Source organism: Actinoplanes sp. NPDC089786, from assembly GCF_040684855.1.
Lineage (GTDB): Bacteria > Actinomycetota > Actinomycetes > Mycobacteriales > Micromonosporaceae > Actinoplanes.
In genome coordinates this window covers 242,328-257,691 of the sequence record NZ_JBFBGU010000002.1, presented here as the reverse complement: position 1 = coordinate 257,691, position 15,364 = coordinate 242,328, and the positions used below count along the sequence as shown (strand labels likewise).

The window sequence follows — 15,364 nt, the reverse complement described above, 5'->3', positions numbered from 1 at the left end:
AGGCCGGACCTTCGCCTGACGTTGATGTCCGAATCCGGCCAGCGTCGGTGCGCCCCGCCGACCAGACTCCTCGAAATGACTGACGAGAGAACGATCCAGCGGGCGCGGGTTCTGCGGGAGCTGCACGAGCGGTCGGTGCTGGTGCTGCCGAACGCCTGGGACGCGGCCAGCGCGGCCCTGGTGGCGCGGGCCGGCGCGGCGGCGGTCGCGACCACCAGCGGCGGGGTGGCCTGGGCGCTGGGCCGGGGCGACGGTGAGGGCCTGACCAGGGACGAGATGGTGGCCGCGGTGGCCCGGATCGTCGCCGCGGTCGAGGTGCCGGTGACGGCCGACGTCGAGGGCGGCTACGGCGACAGCCCGGAGGACGTGGCCGAGACGGTCCGCGCGGTGCTGGCCGCCGGTGCGGCCGGCGTCAACCTCGAGGATGCCCGCTCGTCGGACGGCACCCTGCGTTCCGTCGCCGAGCAGTCGCGACGCGTCCGGGCCGCCCGGGAGGCCGCCATCCCGGAGTTCGTGATCAACGTGCGCACGGACGTCTACCTCCGCCAGGTCGGCGACCCGGCTGGGCGCCTGGACGACGTCCTGGCCCGGGCCGGCGGTTATGCCAAGGCCGGCGCCGACTGCCTGTTCGTCCCGGGCCTGCTCGACCTGGGAACGTTGGGCCGGCTCACCGAGGCGTCGCCGCTGCCGGTCAACGCGATGACCGGCCCGGGCGGGCCGACCGTGGCCGAGCTGACCGCCGCCGGCGTACGCCGGATCAGCGTGGGCACCGCGGTGGCGCAGGCCGCCTACGCCGTGGCCGACCGCGCCGCCCGTGAGCTGCTGACCACCGGCACCTTTGCCGCGCTGAACCCGAACCTCGACTACCCGGAGCTGAACGCGCTGCTCACCTGACCCAGAAGTCCGTTGGCAGCGCCTCGATGTGGGCGGCGGACTGTTCCATGTAGCCCGCGACCGACGCCAGCGCGGTCGCGGCCGGATCGCCGGCCTCGGCCATCTCACGCATGGTCGCGGCCTGCCGCCGGGCGCGCCCCACCACGGTGGCGCCGAAGGCGTGCCGGTCACCGTCGTAGCCGTACGCGTCGAGCAGGAGATGAAGACGGCGCGACCGGTCCGCGCTGTGGTGGAAGCCGATCCCCTCCGCGATCTCCGGCGGGCACAGCGGCACCCACCAGAGCGCGGCGAGCGCCAGGTCGAACTCCCGCGTCGACGGGAACGCCGAGTCCCAGTCGAAGAAGCCGACCAGCCGGTCGCCGTCGAGGACCGCCGCGTTGTACGGGGCCACGTCCTGATGACCGATGACCAGACCCGGTTCCATCGTCCGCCCGGTGAACCACTGAGCGTCCGCCGGTGGCACAAAGCCGGCCGTCACGTCGTGGAGGCGTCGCATCCATCGGCCGACCTGGGTGAGCAGCACGTCGGTGAACGACCAGACCGGCCAGGGGACCTGGCCGGCGGCCGTCTCGCCGGGCAGGAAGGTGAGCATCTCGCGGCCCTGGTCGTCGAAGCCGAGCACCCGGGGAGCACCGTCGAAGCCGGCGTCCTCCAGATGTCGCAGCAACGCGTGCACCGTGGGTGTCCACGGGAAGGTCTGCTTGTGGACGACGTCGCCGATCCGCGCGGCGCCGACGGTGTTCCCGCCGGCCAAGGCCTCTTCGGTCATGCCGTGGTTATAGCCCTCGTCGAGCGACGGCGACACTCGATTACGGACGCCGGCCCGGCGGCGGGTGACCGCCACCGGGCCGGCTGTCGGATGTGGGTCAGTTGCCGTCCAGGAGCGGCGGCTTCTTGCCGACGTAGACCCCGGCGGCCTCCTTGCCGAGGACCGCGACGTCGAGCGTGCACGCCTCGAGCCACCCGGCGGCGATCTCCTTCTGCCGGCAGATCGACAGGGCCCGGTCACGGATCTTCGGGTCCAGGTCGCGGGCGAAGAACGGCTTGTCCGGGTTGCTCTCCTCGGTCTTCTCACCGCAGACCGAGAGCAGCGACTCGGACGGCTTCACCCGCCAGCTGTCGCCGAACTTGTGGTACAGGTCGCCGAACGACAGCGGCACCTGGAAGATCGTCCCGTCGCGCGCCTCGAGCAGCTTGATGTTGTTGTCGGGGTTGCCGAGCAGGCCACGGACCTTCGCCGGCCAGGTGCCCAGGCCGACCTCCACGTCGAGGTACGCGCCGCGCGGCGTGACGACGACGCTGTTGCCACTTTCGTCGGTCACCACGTACGCGCCGCCCGACGTAAGAGTGACGTTCACGCCGGACTTCAGGACCAGGGGCTCGTCCTTGAGTTCGACCTTCTCGCCGTCGACGATCAGCGACCTGCCGCCGCAGACCGCAACCTCGGACTTGCCCATCCGGGTGCCGATGGCCTGGTTGACCGACGCGTTCGGCCAGGTCGGGGCGCCGGAGATGTGCCGCGCCTGCACCTCGAAGCCGGTGCCGACCTCGGCGAGCGTGTAGTCGCCCACGCCCTGGAAGTCGTAGTACAGGCCGGCGAGGGTGTGCGCGTGCACGTCGCCGATGGTGACGCCGGCCGCGCAGCCCGGAACGTTGGCGCCGTCGTGCTGCTTGAAGATCAGGGCCGGTCCGGCTCCGCTCTCGGCCGGCGCGTCGGGGCCGAAGTTGAGGTTGTTGGTCTCGCCGGTGAACCCGGTCGCCACGCAGGTCGGCTTGTCCCGGCCGCCGTAGAGGACCCGGTTCCGCACGGTCATCGAGTTGCCGAGGTCGAAGCTGAACATGCCGCCGCCGTCCTCGTTGCCACCGAGGCCGAAGACGTTGAACTCGGAGGTGTCCCAGCCGGCCGCCGCGTTGACCGAGTTGTCGCCGGTCCGGGTGAAAGCGGTCGTCCCGACGAACAGCGTCGCGCTGTCCGCCGTCGCGCTGACCTGGCCGGCCAGGCTCAGGTTGGCCAGGTTGTCGATCGGCTGGTTCGGCACCAGGGTGGCGCCCCCGCTGTTGTTGCGGAAGCAGTAGATGTCACCGACGCCGCCGAACTGGAACTGGTTCCAGCCGCCGGGGCAGGTGGTGTTGAAGTTGAGCAGCCAGTACTGGATGAAGACGAAGCCGTTCGACCCGTCGTTGGCGTGGACGAACTGCTCCCACCCCCGGCAGCCCGGGTTCGGCGACCCGGCGCAGGCCGTGCTGGCGAAGAAGTTCGTGTTCATCTGCAGCGTGTACGCGTCCTCGATCAGCGCGCCCGCGTTGCCGATCGGTCCCCGGCCGCCGGTGACGTTGACGTCCTCGAACGTGCCGATCGAGGTCTGGATGAAGTTCCCGGCCGGCACCTGCGCCGACAGGTCGGTGCCGTTGCCGATCACGAGCGGCCGGGCGCCGGCCTTGGGCGGCATCGGGATGGCCGGTGGCGCGGCACACGCGGCCGGCCGCCAGTTGGTGCTCGGGTACTCGGTGGTGAAGCACCCCTTGGACGCCGGCCGGGCCACCTTGGAGACCGAATTCTGCCAGTCCCCGATGCCCGGAGTTGGAGCCGCGTGAGCCGCAGTGGCGCCGGCTAACACGACGATGAGGGCACACAGCGTGCCCAGAACTTTCCTCATGGCCGTTCCTCCCCCAACACAAGCCACGAAATGGTCGTGCAAAGGAGACGGCTTCGGCTGCTTCCGAAACAACGCCAGAAGTGCTGTAGAGGCTATGTCGGATACCCGAAACGTCGCATGAGCCGGCGCAGTTTCGCCTCCGATCCGGACTGGCCGAGCCGCTCGTAGAGCCGCAGGGCCGTGCCGAAGTGCTCGTGCGCCGGCTCGAACTCCTCCTGCGCGTGGTAGTCGGCGCCGACGCAACGGTGGGTGAGCGCGAGGATGTGCTCGTTACCCTCCGCGATCTCCATCGCCGACCGGTGGTAGCGCAGGGCGGTGGAGACGCCGATCTCGAAGTGGGCCGATCCGAGGTTGTTGAGGAAGATCGCCTCGCGGGCCCGGTCGCCCAGCTTCCGGCTCAGCTCGACGCCCTGCTGGGTCAGCGCGAGGACGCGGTCGAAGTCGCGCTGCCGGAACGCCGCCACACTGTGCGCCTCCAGGGTGCGCATCGTGCCGACCTCGTCGGAGTTGACCCGGGCCAGCGCGTACGCCGAAGCGAAGGTCTGCTCCGCCTCGTCGTGCCGGCCATCCTCGGCCAGGGCCTTGGCGATCACGCTCAGCAGGATCACTCGGCGCTGCGGTGTCGGCGCGAGTTCCAGCGCGGCCCGGTAGTGGGTCACCGCGGCCGCGAAGTCCTCCTCGTGGAAGCTGGCGTTGCCGCGCTTGCTCAGCAACAGATGCCGGTCGCCGAGGCCGGACTCGACGGCCCGGTCGAGCAGCCGCAGCAGCGGGAGGGTGTGACCGTGCGTGTCCAGGTAGCCGCAGGAGGCCAGCTGCTCGACGATGGTCGGGTCGAGCGCCGCCTCGGCCACGATGTTGTCCAGCTCGCGGGCCAGAAGATCATGATCCGACGCGTACGCCAGGACGAAGTCCCGCACCCGGGCCGGCGCCGGCGGCAGCACCGACCGCGCGTAGGCGACCGTCAGGTCGTGCAGCACGTAGACGCCCGCCGAGCGCTTCGCGAAACTCACGTCGACCAGCGCGTTGAGCGCCGCCCGGGACCGGTTGAGGCTGATGCCGAGGCAGCACGACAGCAGCTCCGGCGTGACCGTTCCGCTGGCCAGCGACCCGATCGCGCCGAGGGCGGCACGGGCGTCGGCCTGGGGGAGGGCGTCGATCGTGGTGTCGAGCAGCCGCCGCGCGTTCTCCCGGCCGGGCGCGGCGAACCCGGCGGGCATGGCCAGGTCGTGCGGCGCGCCGTCGACCTCCTTGCGCAGGTCGGCCGGGGTGAGCGCGTACTGGCGCAGGCGGTGCCCGGCGATCTCGATCAGGTACGGGTGGTGCCGCAGGTCGCGGCACAGGGCGGCGGCGTCGGGATGCGAGGCGTACGTGTCGTCGTGCGCGTGATGGGCCAGCAGCCTGGCCGCCTCGGCCGGGTCGAGCCCGTCCACCTCGACCTGATGCTCCACGCCCAGCTTGAGCCGGGACGTGACCAGGACCGCGATGCCGGCCGGGATCGCCCGCAGCACGGTGTGCAGGGCGGACGCGTTCCAGACGTCGTCGAGCACGCACAGCCGTACGCCGAGCTCCTCGAGCTGGTGGCCGATCATGAGAAGCCGCGCGTCGCCCTCGGGCCCGCCGCCGCCGAGGCCGAGCGCCGTGGCCAGGCACCGGGCCAGCCCGTCGAGCAGCACGTCGGAGTCCGCGTCCCCGGTGCGGAGCCACAGGTACGGCCCCTTGCGCGCGTCCACCGACCGGTCGGCGACGGTGGCCGCGATCGCGGTCTTCCCGGCGCCGCCCAGCCCGTGCAGCAGCACCCGTCCGCCCTCGTCGAGCCGGGCGCTCACCGTCTCGATCACCCGCTGACGGCCGACCATCAGCTCGGGCCGGTGCAGCCGGTTGGCCGCGCGGTCGAACAGGAGCACGTCCAGCCGCGACGTGTCGGCGGCCCACCGCGGTTCCGGGTTCGAAGACCGGCGATCGTTGCGTACGGTCGCAGCCGCGCGCCGCAACGATTCGGCCCGCGCCGGGTCGCCGTCCAGATAGGTCACGATCTCGCGCAGCCGTTCCGGGCCGATCGGGCGGGCGCCGGTGAAGAACGCCGACACGGTGGCCGCGACCAGCCCGACCGCCTTGCCGATCCGGGCCATCGACGGCTGTCCGTGCGCCCGGTGCAGGTCGTCCAGATATTCCAGCAGGTCGCGTTCCGGTCCGCCGGTCGGCCACCGGTGCTTGCTGAACCCGGCCACCGGCGCCTCCCGTCCGTCAGCAGAACGTCAGCAGTTCCGCAGCAACCCTGTTCCGGTTGTACCGGGTCCGCGCACGCTGGCCCACATGCAATCACGCTTACGGATCGCGGGGTTCGGGATCTTCTCCGCCGAAGTGGACGGACTGCCCGCCGACCTGCCGCCCATCACCCGTACCGTCCTGGCCCGCCTGGTCCTGGCCCGCGGCGCCCTGGTCTACGCCGACGACCTGCACCGCGACGCCTGGCCCGACCCGGCCGGGCAGATCCGGCGCGAGCAGCGCGTCGGCGTCCACAAGCGCATCGGCGAGCTTCGCCGCTGCCTCCCGCCCGGCCTGCTGGTCACCGAACGCGCGGCCCGCACCGGCTACCGCCTGCTGCTCGACGGCGACGAGGTGGACCTCTACGTCTTCGCCGACCTGGTGTTCCGGGCCGCCGTGGCGCCGGACGAGATCGCCGTCGACCTGCTGATCGCGGCCCTGGCCATGTGGACCGAGCCGCCGCTGCTCGGCCTGCCGGAGAAGCCGTTCGTCACCGAGCACGTGGACCGGCTGGTCCGGCTGCGCGACCGGGCCTGCCGCGCGCTGGTCGCCGCCGGTCGCGCCCTGGGCCGCACCCGCGACGTGATCACCGCGCTGGATCGCCTCCAGGCCGGCAATCCGGACGACAACGGACTCCGCGCGTACGCCGCGGATCCGCTTTCCGTCACTTCCGTTGTGCTCGCCGGTCCGTCCGGCCAGATTGCTGTTCCATGAGACGTCTCCTGGGGGCCGCGCTGGCCCTGCTGATCGTGACCGCTCCGGCCTCACCGGCCGTCGCGAAGGTGCCCGTCCGGCCGGTACCCGGGAACGTCGCCGTGGTCGTGGTCGACGACTTCGGTCTGGGCAGGAACCCCAAGGCCCGCACGGGTACGCGGACCGACAACTGCACGGTCGGCGCCAACGAGGTCGGCTCCACCGGCGCCGGGGACGACCTCCCGCCGTCCGGCTATTCGCACGGCGATCTCGTGTACCGCGTACTCAAGGACGATCTTTCCGTGGTGGCGGGGACGGCGCCGGACGTCGACACGGCGGCGATGACACAGTGGACGTACGTCATCGGCGGTGAGAAGTACGCGCTGCGTGAGGTGCCGGTGCACGCCGACCGTTACCGGGTCGACGAGTTGCTGGCCGGCCTGCGCACCCAGATCGAGGCGCTGCGCAAGGACGGCTTCGACCGCATCGTGCTCAACCTCAGCTTCGTGGTCGTCCCGTGCGACGTGGTCGGCTGGCTCGACGAGAAGTCCCTGAACGAGCTGCTGGCCGCCTACGACGAGATGGTGAGCAACGACGCGACCGGCGACCTGAAGGACGCGCTGCGGGACTACCTGGACGGGTCCGGCCGGCTCGACCCCGCGCTGGTCCGCGGCGGCGCCTTCACCACCCGGGTGCTGCGCGACGACCGCCTGGCCGTGCTGCGCTCGCCGCTGACCGGCGCGTTCTACCGCACCGTCGACGTCCGCGAGTTCAACCCCGGCAAGCGCCCGCTGGCCGGCATCATCCACGACCAGGCCTGGACCAGCTTCCGCCACGACCTGATCGAGCCCGACGGCCCGCTGACCGTCGTACCGGTCGGCGCCGCCGGCAACGGCGTGAAGGACGCCAAGGGCAACCGCATCGGCCTGCCGTTCCCGTTCGCGCCCGCGCTGTGGGACTTCGTGGTCAGCGCCAGTGTGGACGCCGAACCGTCGATCGCCGCCCGCTTCAACTCGGGCGAGGTCAAGCTCGACGCCACCGGTCCCGCGGCCCTGCTGCCCGGCAGCTTCGGCAGCTCGTTCGCGGCGCCGAGGCTGAGCGCCCTGCAGGCCAAGTACCTGGCCGAGACCGGCGCGAGGGCCTGCGGCGGCACCCCGTCCCTGGGCTACGTCGACCTGACCGGCTCGCCCACGCTCGACCTGACCACCGCCTCGCCGTGGAAGAACGAGGGCAAGGCGGCCTGGCCCGGCATCTGCGCGAACTTCCCGGGCTGAGGCCTTTCCCAGGGTCCTCGTCAAAGGGGTAATCTGCCCGCATCGATCGGCGTCCCCGTCCGGTCCCGGCAGATGGGCATCGTCGACCCGTGAGCGGATGGAAGAGGCTCTGCCGGCGTGTGGTGGCCGGGTTGTCCGCCGGCGTGGTCGCCGTGCTCGGGGTGCCCGCCACAGCGGCGCGGGCCGGCGACACCGTCCGGTCCGAGCAGTGGCATCTCCGTACGCTGAACGTGGCCGGGGCCTGGACCTGGTCGCAGGGCGCCGGTGTCACGGTCGCGGTGATCGACTCCGGGGTGGACGCCCGCCAGGTCGATCTGCGCGGCCAGGTGCTGCCCGGCCTCGACCTGGTCGACACCGAGGGCGACGGCGACACCGACCTGGTCGGGCACGGCACCACGGTGGCGGCGATCATCGCGGGCAAGGACGACGCCGCGGGTGTGGCCGGCATCGCCCCCAAGGCCAGAATCCTTCCGGTACGCGTGCTCGACCAGACCAACCGGTACAACGACGCGCTGGTGGTGGCCGAGGGCGTCCGGTGGGCGGTCGACCACGGGGCGAAGGTGATCAACCTGTCGCTCGGCGGCGGCGCCGGCAGCGCGGCCCTGGCCGCGGCCATCGACTACGCCTTCGCCAAGGACGTCGTGGTGGTCGCCTGCACCGGCAACGTGAGCGCGTCGACCACGAACGCGGTGTGGTACCCGGCCCGGGAGCCCGGCGTGATCGCCGTGTCCGGGGTGGACCGTTCCGGCGACGCGCTCTGGTCCGGCTCGAACTACGGTCGCGAGACGGCGGTCACCGCCCCCGCGGCCCACATCGTCGGCATCTATCCCGACGGCTACAACAAGGCCAGCGGCACCAGCTTCGCCGCGCCGATCGTCGCCGGCACCGTGGCGCTGGTCCGGTCCCGCTGGCCGTCGATGCCGGCCGGCGAGGTGGTCAACCGGATCCTCCGGACCGCCCGCGACCGGGGTCCCGAGGGCCGCGACGAGAAGTACGGCTTCGGCCTGGTCGACCCGACCGGCGCGCTGACCGCGGAGGTCCCGGCGGTGGAGGGCAACCCGCTCGACACCTCGCCGGCGCCCGGGCACGCCCGGCTCGGCACCCCCGGCGCCTCCGGCTCGGCCCCGCTCGGCGACCGCGCCCAGGCCGACCGCGCCGCCGCGGACGCCGGCGCCTCGGCCGCGTCACCGGCCGGCGACGAGAGCAGGTCCCGCCTCTGGTGGCCCGCGGCGGCCCTCCTCCTCCTCACGGCCGGCCTCGGCGTGGCGATCATCCGCCGCTCGTCCTAGCCTCGCCACGCGTTGTTCGACCTGGATCGAATGGCTCGGACACGCGGCCCGGTCCTGCGGTGTGCTGTGGTCATGGTTTCCGTCGGCATTCTGGGTCCGCTGACCGTGACCGTGGACGGGCGGGACGTCACACCGAGCGCCGCCCGGCTGCGGACCGTCCTGGCCGTCCTGGCATTGTCGGCCGGCACCCCCGTGTCGGCCGGCCGCCTGGCCGCCGCCGTCTGGGACGAGGACCTGCCGGCCAGCACCCGCCGCACGCTGACCGTCTACCTGACCCGGCTGCGGCGGCTGCTCGGCGCGGCGTCGATCCACACCGGACCGGCCGGCTACACGCTGGTGGCCGACCCGGACCGGGTGGACGCGCTGCGCTTCGCCCGGCTCCTCGACGAGGCCGCCGGGGCGGGTGACGCCCGTACCGAACGAAAGATCCTCGGCCTAGCCCTGGATCTGTGGCGCGGGCCGGCCCTGGCCGACATGCCTTCCGCCTGGCTGGCCGACGTCGAGGCGACCCGGCTGACCGACCTGCGGCTGTCCGCCCTGGACCGCCGCATCACCCTGGACCTGGCCGGGCACCACCACGACGGCCTGAGCGCCGAGCTGCGTGCCCTGACCGCGCGCCACCCCCTGCGCGAGACCTTCTGGGCCCACCTGATCACGACCCTGCACCGAACCGGCCGCCGAGCCGACGCCCTGGCCGCCTACCAGCGCCTCTACCGCCTCCTGGCCGACGAGCTGGGCATCGAACCGGGCCCGGAGGCCCAGGCCGCCCACCGCCGCGTCCTCGCCGCCGCCCCGGGCCGGTCCCGCCGCCGCCCGGCCCCGCACTGGCCGGCCTGCCCGTCCCGGGCCCCGCACCGGCGGAACGCGGCCGCGACGACCCGGGGGTGATCAGCGTTCCAGGCCGGGGCCCGAGAGCCGGGCCACATCCAGCATGCGGATGACCTCGGCCGGGCTCGGCCGGGCCAGGCCAGGCCGGGATGGAACAGCACCGCGCGAGCCCGCTCGTCGGGGACCTGTTCCGGCCGGTCGGCCGACCACAGGGAGGCATCACGGGCCAGGGCGTGGAAGGTCGGCCGGAACTCGCTCTGGATGATCAGAAGGGCGGCCAGCTGGATCTCCTGGGCGCGGCTCGGCCGGGGCGACACCAAGGTGTCCCGCCGGCGGATGGCGAGGGCCAGGTTGAGCACGTTGACGAACCGCTTGACCCGCCGCGGATTGTGCCCGAGACCGGTCTCGATCAGTTTCCAGAGGACCGGATCCGCCCCGAGGTCGCCCAGGGCCGGGCCGAAGGCACGTCGCACGGCGGCGAACTGGATCCGCGGCAGGTGGAACGGAAGCTGGATGATCTTCTCGAGGTAGGCGCCGCCGTCCGCCGCCACCTCGGAGCCGAACTTCGTCGAGGCGATCGAGCCGAGGAGGTCGATGTCCATCGCCAGCACGAAGACGCAGCGGGCGTCGCCGATGAAGAGCTTCATCGCCTCCAGCACGCTCAGGGCGGACTCCGGCGTACAGCGGTCCAGGTCGTCGACGAAGACGAACAGTTTTCCCCCGGGCGGGAGCATGGCGTCGACGGCGGCCGCGAAGTCGGCCTCGAAACGGTTGATCTCGGCGTAGTGCTGCCGGTTCTCGGCCGTCACGGCGTCGATCACCGACGTCACGTCGGCGGCGGGCACGAGCCCGCCGCTGGCCAGGTTGGCCGCGATCCCGGCACCGGCCCGCAACCCCAGCCAGGACACGGCCCGGGCCATCCGGGTGACCCGCTCGCCGCCGCGCTCCTCCTCGAAGGCCACCTCGGCCAGCAGGGACTGGAGCAGCGCGGCCCAGACCTCGACCTTCTGGTCGTACTTCCACGGGTTGAACCACACGGCCCGGTCGGTGGGCGCACCGGTCAGCAGGTCCTGCCACATGCGCATGAAGCTGGACTTGCCGGAACCCCAGGAGCCGAAGACCCCGACCGTCAGCGGGAGGGAGTCCGCCCGGGCGACGACGTCGTGCAGTTCCTCGACGTACGTCCGGAAACCGAACAGGTCGCCGTCGACCGCCGGGACCGGGTTGTCGGACAGTGGCGTGATCAGGTGGTCCTCCCTGAGGTGTGGCGTGATCGGACCGTATCGGTCGACGCCGAGCCGGACAAACCGGCCGATCATCGGATTTGCCTGCTGCTCGCTTCGTGTTGAGCTGACGGACAGCTCACGCCAAGTCGATAGCCTGGAGGAATCCGCGGTGTTTGTCGGTTCGGAACGACTGTCCGTGGTGGACCGGCTCGTCACGACGTTCGACGAGCTTCGCCACACCTGCACGCCGCGGATGATCGCCCTCGTCGCCTCACCCGGCTGGGGCAAGACCCGGATCGTCCAGGAGTTCTACGCCCGGCTCGCCGCCGTGCAGCCGGCGCCCGGCTACTGGTCGCCCTCCCTGGTGGACAGCCCCGACGCCGCTTCGGCCACCTTTGTGGACGTCACCACCAGCCGCAAGGTCGTCCGGCACCGGCGGCTGACCGTGCCGGCCGACACGGTCCCGCCCTGGTTGTGGCTCGCCCCGGCCAGCAGCCGGCTCGGCGACGGCTCGTGCGGCCCGGCTCTGGAGTCGGTGGCCGACCAGTTGGCGCCGCATCTCGGGACGGTGCTGCAGGCGATCGCCGCGCGCGGCGCGCTCGACGACTCGATCCTGGCGGCGGTGGCCGCGGCCGTGCCCCTGAGACATCTGGTCAACCTGAGCCCGATCACTCCCGAGCTGTCCCAGCGCCTCCTCCGGCTGTCGGTCGACCGCATCGTCCCTGGCACCGCGGAGCTGACCGCCGGTCTGGGCAACGCCTTCGCCGCCCTGCTCCGGGCCGCCGCGGACGGGCTCGGTGGCGACCGGCTCGGCGTCGTCGTCGTGCTGGACGACGCCCACGACCTCGACCGGGCCACCGTCGACTTCGTCACCGAGATCCTCAGCGGCAGCGTGCCGGTGCTCTTCGTCGCGACGACCTGGCCGGACCCACCGGGCGGTGACGCCATGCCGTCGCCCTTCACCGCGTACCTCGCCGAGGCGGCCGACGCCGAACGGGTGCATCGCGAGGTGCTCGCCCGGCTCGACCCCGACGATCTGGTGGACTACGTCCGGGCCCAATTCCCGGAGACCGACCCCGGGGTCGCGTTCCGGCTCGCCCAGCGGGCCGACGGCAACCCCTACGCCCTGCGGCTGCTCCTCGACACGCCGCGGGTCCGGTCGGCGACCGGCAACGGCCGCATCGTGCTGGACGCCGACGAGATCGAATCGATCAACGGTGGTCTCGACAGCCTGCTGCGCGAGCACTGGGCCCGGCTGACGGCCGGCGTGCAGCAGACCCTGGCCACGGCGGCCATGCTGGGGCAGTCGTTCGTCGACGACGTCCTGCTGTCGGCCCTCGAAGCGCTCGACACGGAGTCCGGCAGCGGCCTGGCCGAGGCGCTCGCCAGCGCCTGGATCCGGCCCGCCGGTGAACCTGTCCGGGTCATCGAGTTCATCGAGCGCATCCGCTACGAGCTCGCCCGCGACGCCGTCGTCAACGTGCTCTCGCCCAAGGTCCGCGAGCTGATGCTGCACGCGGCGTTGCGGACCGTACGCCGCCTGCTGGACAGCTCGGACAAGGAGTACCGGCAGACGCTGCTCGCCCTGCACGTCGGCCTGGCCCAGGACGGCGCCGAGCCCGATCTGGTGCGGGCCGCGCAGAGCGCCGGCGAACTGGCCGACATCGCCCGGGAACAGCACCGCCGTGCGGAAGCCATCCGCTACCTGGACCGCGCCATCGAATGGCTGGAGAAGGGCGACGACGTCGAGCCGTCGATGCTGGCCGGCTTCTACACCGCGCTGGCCGAGAACCAGGTGCTCGAGCTGAGCCGGGCCAGGAGCGAGCCCGCCGCCCTCAGGGCCCGGGAGATCGCCACCGCCGGCCTCGGGCCGCACGACGAGGTCCGCCTGCACGCCCAGCTCGCCGTCTTCCGGGCCTGGCTCCGCCGGGATGACCCGGAGGTGTTCCAGCGGGCCATCGATCTGCTGCACGAGATCGAGGCCAACCTGCCGCAGGAACCGTCGCCGTTGCTGGTCCGTAGCCTCTGGGCGGCGCAGCGCAACGTGCTCAGCCTCGAAGGCGCCCACGAGGACGCCCGCCGGCGGGCCGGGGAGCTGGTGGCGTTCTGCGAGGAGCACCTGGGCACCCACAACCGGTGGACGCTCGACTCGATGGAGCAGACGGCGTTCCAGGCGGTCCGGTGCAACGACCTCGACGAGGCCGTCCGCGTACGCCGGGCGGTCCTGAGCCGACGTATCGACACCATCCCGGTGACCGGCCGGATGCCCGCCGCCCTGGCCCAGCACAACCTCGCGAGTGTCCTGGCCCGGCTAGGGGATGACCAGCACCTGGCCGAGGCGGAGGAGCACGCGGAGGCGGTGCTCGCCACCTGGTCAAGGGTGTACGGGATGACCACCGGCAGGTCGTGCATGGCTCGGCTCATCCGGGCCCGCGTGTGGCAGCAGCAGGGCCTGTCGGCCGAGAAGCGGGGTGACGAGGAGGTGGCCGCTGACCTGTACCGGCGCGCGGCCGGTGAGACCGCGGCCGTCCTAGAGCTTCGGGCCGGCGCGTTGCCCGCCTCCCGGGCGATCGCCCTGATGCGCCACGGCTGGTCGTTGGCCGCGACCCGCGATCGGCAGGGTGTGACGCTGCTGAGGCAGGCTCTCGCCATCCGTGAGAATGACCTTTGTCAGGATCACACCTTCTGGGTGGCCCGCGAATGCGCCGGCTTCCTGGTCTGGGCCTATCAGCGGTTCGGCCTCGAGCTGGAGGCGGAGTCGGTGATCCGCCGGTACCAGCTCACCGGCTGAGAGGTAGCGGCTGCCCGCACCACTCCCGGACGGCGGCGAGGGTCTCGTCGGCCGGGAGCATGCGGTCGGACGCCCAGGCGACGTAGCCGTCCGGGCGTACCAGAACCATCGCCGGACCCGGCAGCGCCTCGCGCCGGACCACCTTGACCCCCGGCACCTCGCCCAGGGCCAGCGGCGAGCGGGTGACCAGCACGAACCGGCCGTCGCGAAGCTCGGTGTAGAGCCGGTCGACGTCGGGCATCCGGCGGCCGGTCCACCGGTGGGCGCCGGACGTGCGGGCCGGGTACGCGATGCCGACGCCGCTGATCCGGCCGGCGATCATGCGGCGGGTGCGGTGGAACCGGAAGATCGCGCGCATCACCAGCGCCTGGGCGATGGTGCGCGGGTGCTTGCGGCCGAGGACCATGCCGTTGAAGGCGTCGGTGAGCCGCAGAACCTGCTCGCCGACCGGGTGCCGTTCGGACTCGTAGCTGTCCAGCAGCCACGGGGCCGCCGTTCCGTGCACCGCCGCGGCCAGTTTCCAGCCCAGGTTCATCGCATCCTGGATGCCGGTGTTCATGCCCTGGCCGCCCAGCGGGGAGTGGACGTGCGCGGCGTCGCCGGCCAGGAAGACCCGGCCCGAGCGGTAGCGGGACGCCTGGCGGCGCTCGCTGAGGAACCGGCTGGTCCAGCGCGGCTCGCTCATGCCCAGGTCGCTGCCGGCGATGCGCCGGAAGGCGTCGCGCATCTCGTCGTAGGTGACCGGCTCGCTCAGCGGCGTCCGGTCACGCCGGCGGTCCCAGGCGATGGCCCGGAACCAGCCGTCGCCGAACGGCACGATGATCACCGCGCCGTCCTCGCCGGTCCGGGCGAACATCGCCTCGGCCGGCGGCTCGGAGAGGTGCACGTCGGCGAGCAGGATGTGGGTCTCGTACTGCTTCCCGGCGAAGTCGATGCCGGCCATCCGCCGCACGGCGCTGTGCGCGCCGTCGCAGCCGGCCACGAAGCGGGCCCGCTCGGTGTGCGGGTTCTCGCCGCCCACCTCCAGGATCACGCCGTCGTCGTCCTGGCGCAGGCCGAGCACCTCGGCGCCGGTGACGATCTCCACGCCGAGCCGCTCGGCCCGGGCCCGCAGCGCCTTCTCGGTGCCGCTCTGCGGCGCGATGAAGATCATCGGGTAGCGGGTGTCGAGGATGTTCAGGTCGAGGGCCGCGCCGGGCAGGGGCGCGATGCGGGTGACGGGTACGCCGTGCTGGAGCACCTCGTCGGCCAGGCCTCGGGCGTCGAGCAGTTCGAGCGTACGGGCGTGCAGCGCGAACGCCCGGGTGATGTTGGGGTCCTCGCGCCGCCTCTCCAGCAGGCGCACGTGGACACCGGCGAGCGCGAGCTCCCCGGCCAGGGCGAGTCCGGTGGGTCCGGCCCCGACGACGATCACATCGGCCGAGTTCATGGCGGTTCCTCTTCTCGT

Annotated in this window: 10 protein-coding genes and 1 pseudogene; 6 read left to right on the top strand and 5 right to left on the bottom strand. The window is 72.4% G+C overall.

From position 1 onward, the window contains the following. The first annotated feature begins 75 nt into the window (after positions 1–75). Positions 76–894: an isocitrate lyase/phosphoenolpyruvate mutase family protein gene (locus tag AB0O15_RS12030; protein ID WP_364317556.1), complete on the top strand. Its 819-nt coding sequence runs from the start codon at positions 76–78 to the stop codon at positions 892–894. On the opposite strand, the gene AB0O15_RS12025 is transcribed toward AB0O15_RS12030, so the two are convergent. The 3 genes from AB0O15_RS12025 to AB0O15_RS12015 all read right to left on the bottom strand — a co-directional run bounded on the left by AB0O15_RS12025 (position 887) and on the right by AB0O15_RS12015 (position 5,779). Continuing rightward, a complete protein-coding gene (locus AB0O15_RS12025; RefSeq protein WP_364317554.1) occupies positions 887–1,663 on the bottom strand; it encodes a phosphotransferase in 777 nt (258 codons plus the stop codon). The two genes, AB0O15_RS12030 and AB0O15_RS12025, sit on opposite strands and share 8 nt — an antisense overlap. 97 nt (positions 1,664–1,760) lie before the next feature. Beyond that, on the bottom strand, positions 1,761–3,551 hold the full coding sequence (locus tag AB0O15_RS12020; RefSeq protein ID WP_364317553.1) for a VWD domain-containing protein: 1,791 nt from the start codon (positions 3,549–3,551) through the stop codon (positions 1,761–1,763). A 92-nt stretch (positions 3,552–3,643) separates the two neighbouring features. Then, positions 3,644–5,779 (bottom strand): NB-ARC domain-containing protein, encoded by a 2,136-nt coding sequence (locus AB0O15_RS12015; protein ID WP_364317552.1) that lies wholly within the window; start codon positions 5,777–5,779, stop codon positions 3,644–3,646. An 85-nt stretch (positions 5,780–5,864) separates the two neighbouring features. Between AB0O15_RS12015 and AB0O15_RS12010 the strand changes: the two genes are divergently transcribed. The 4 genes from AB0O15_RS12010 (at position 5,865) to AB0O15_RS11995 (ending at position 9,960) form a co-directional block, all read left to right on the top strand. Then, a complete protein-coding gene (locus AB0O15_RS12010; protein WP_364317550.1) occupies positions 5,865–6,530 on the top strand; it encodes a BTAD domain-containing putative transcriptional regulator in 666 nt (221 codons plus the stop codon). After that, on the top strand, positions 6,527–7,783 hold the full coding sequence (locus tag AB0O15_RS12005) for a hypothetical protein (RefSeq protein WP_364317548.1): 1,257 nt from the start codon (positions 6,527–6,529) through the stop codon (positions 7,781–7,783). Before AB0O15_RS12010 ends, AB0O15_RS12005 begins: the two co-directional genes overlap by 4 nt. Before the next feature lie 131 nt (positions 7,784–7,914). Continuing rightward, positions 7,915–9,072: a type VII secretion-associated serine protease mycosin gene (gene mycP, locus AB0O15_RS12000; RefSeq protein ID WP_364318124.1), complete on the top strand. Its 1,158-nt coding sequence runs from the start codon at positions 7,915–7,917 to the stop codon at positions 9,070–9,072. Between the two features lie 72 nt (positions 9,073–9,144). Then, complete coding sequence (locus tag AB0O15_RS11995; RefSeq protein ID WP_364317547.1) at positions 9,145–9,960, top strand: AfsR/SARP family transcriptional regulator; 816 nt, start codon at positions 9,145–9,147, stop codon at positions 9,958–9,960. 302 nt (positions 9,961–10,262) lie between these two features. Here AB0O15_RS11995 and AB0O15_RS11990 read toward each other — a convergent pair. Beyond that, positions 10,263–11,219 (bottom strand): annotated as a pseudogene (locus AB0O15_RS11990) (P-loop NTPase fold protein); the annotation flags it as partial. Between the two features lie 76 nt (positions 11,220–11,295). Here AB0O15_RS11990 and AB0O15_RS11985 point away from each other — a divergent pair. Beyond that, a complete protein-coding gene (locus AB0O15_RS11985) occupies positions 11,296–13,917 on the top strand; it encodes an AAA family ATPase (RefSeq protein WP_364317546.1) in 2,622 nt (873 codons plus the stop codon). On the opposite strand, the gene AB0O15_RS11980 is transcribed toward AB0O15_RS11985, so the two are convergent. After that, a complete protein-coding gene (locus tag AB0O15_RS11980) occupies positions 13,907–15,346 on the bottom strand; it encodes an FAD-dependent oxidoreductase (protein WP_364317544.1) in 1,440 nt (479 codons plus the stop codon). The two genes, AB0O15_RS11985 and AB0O15_RS11980, sit on opposite strands and share 11 nt — an antisense overlap. Between the last annotated feature and the right edge of the window lie 18 nt (positions 15,347–15,364).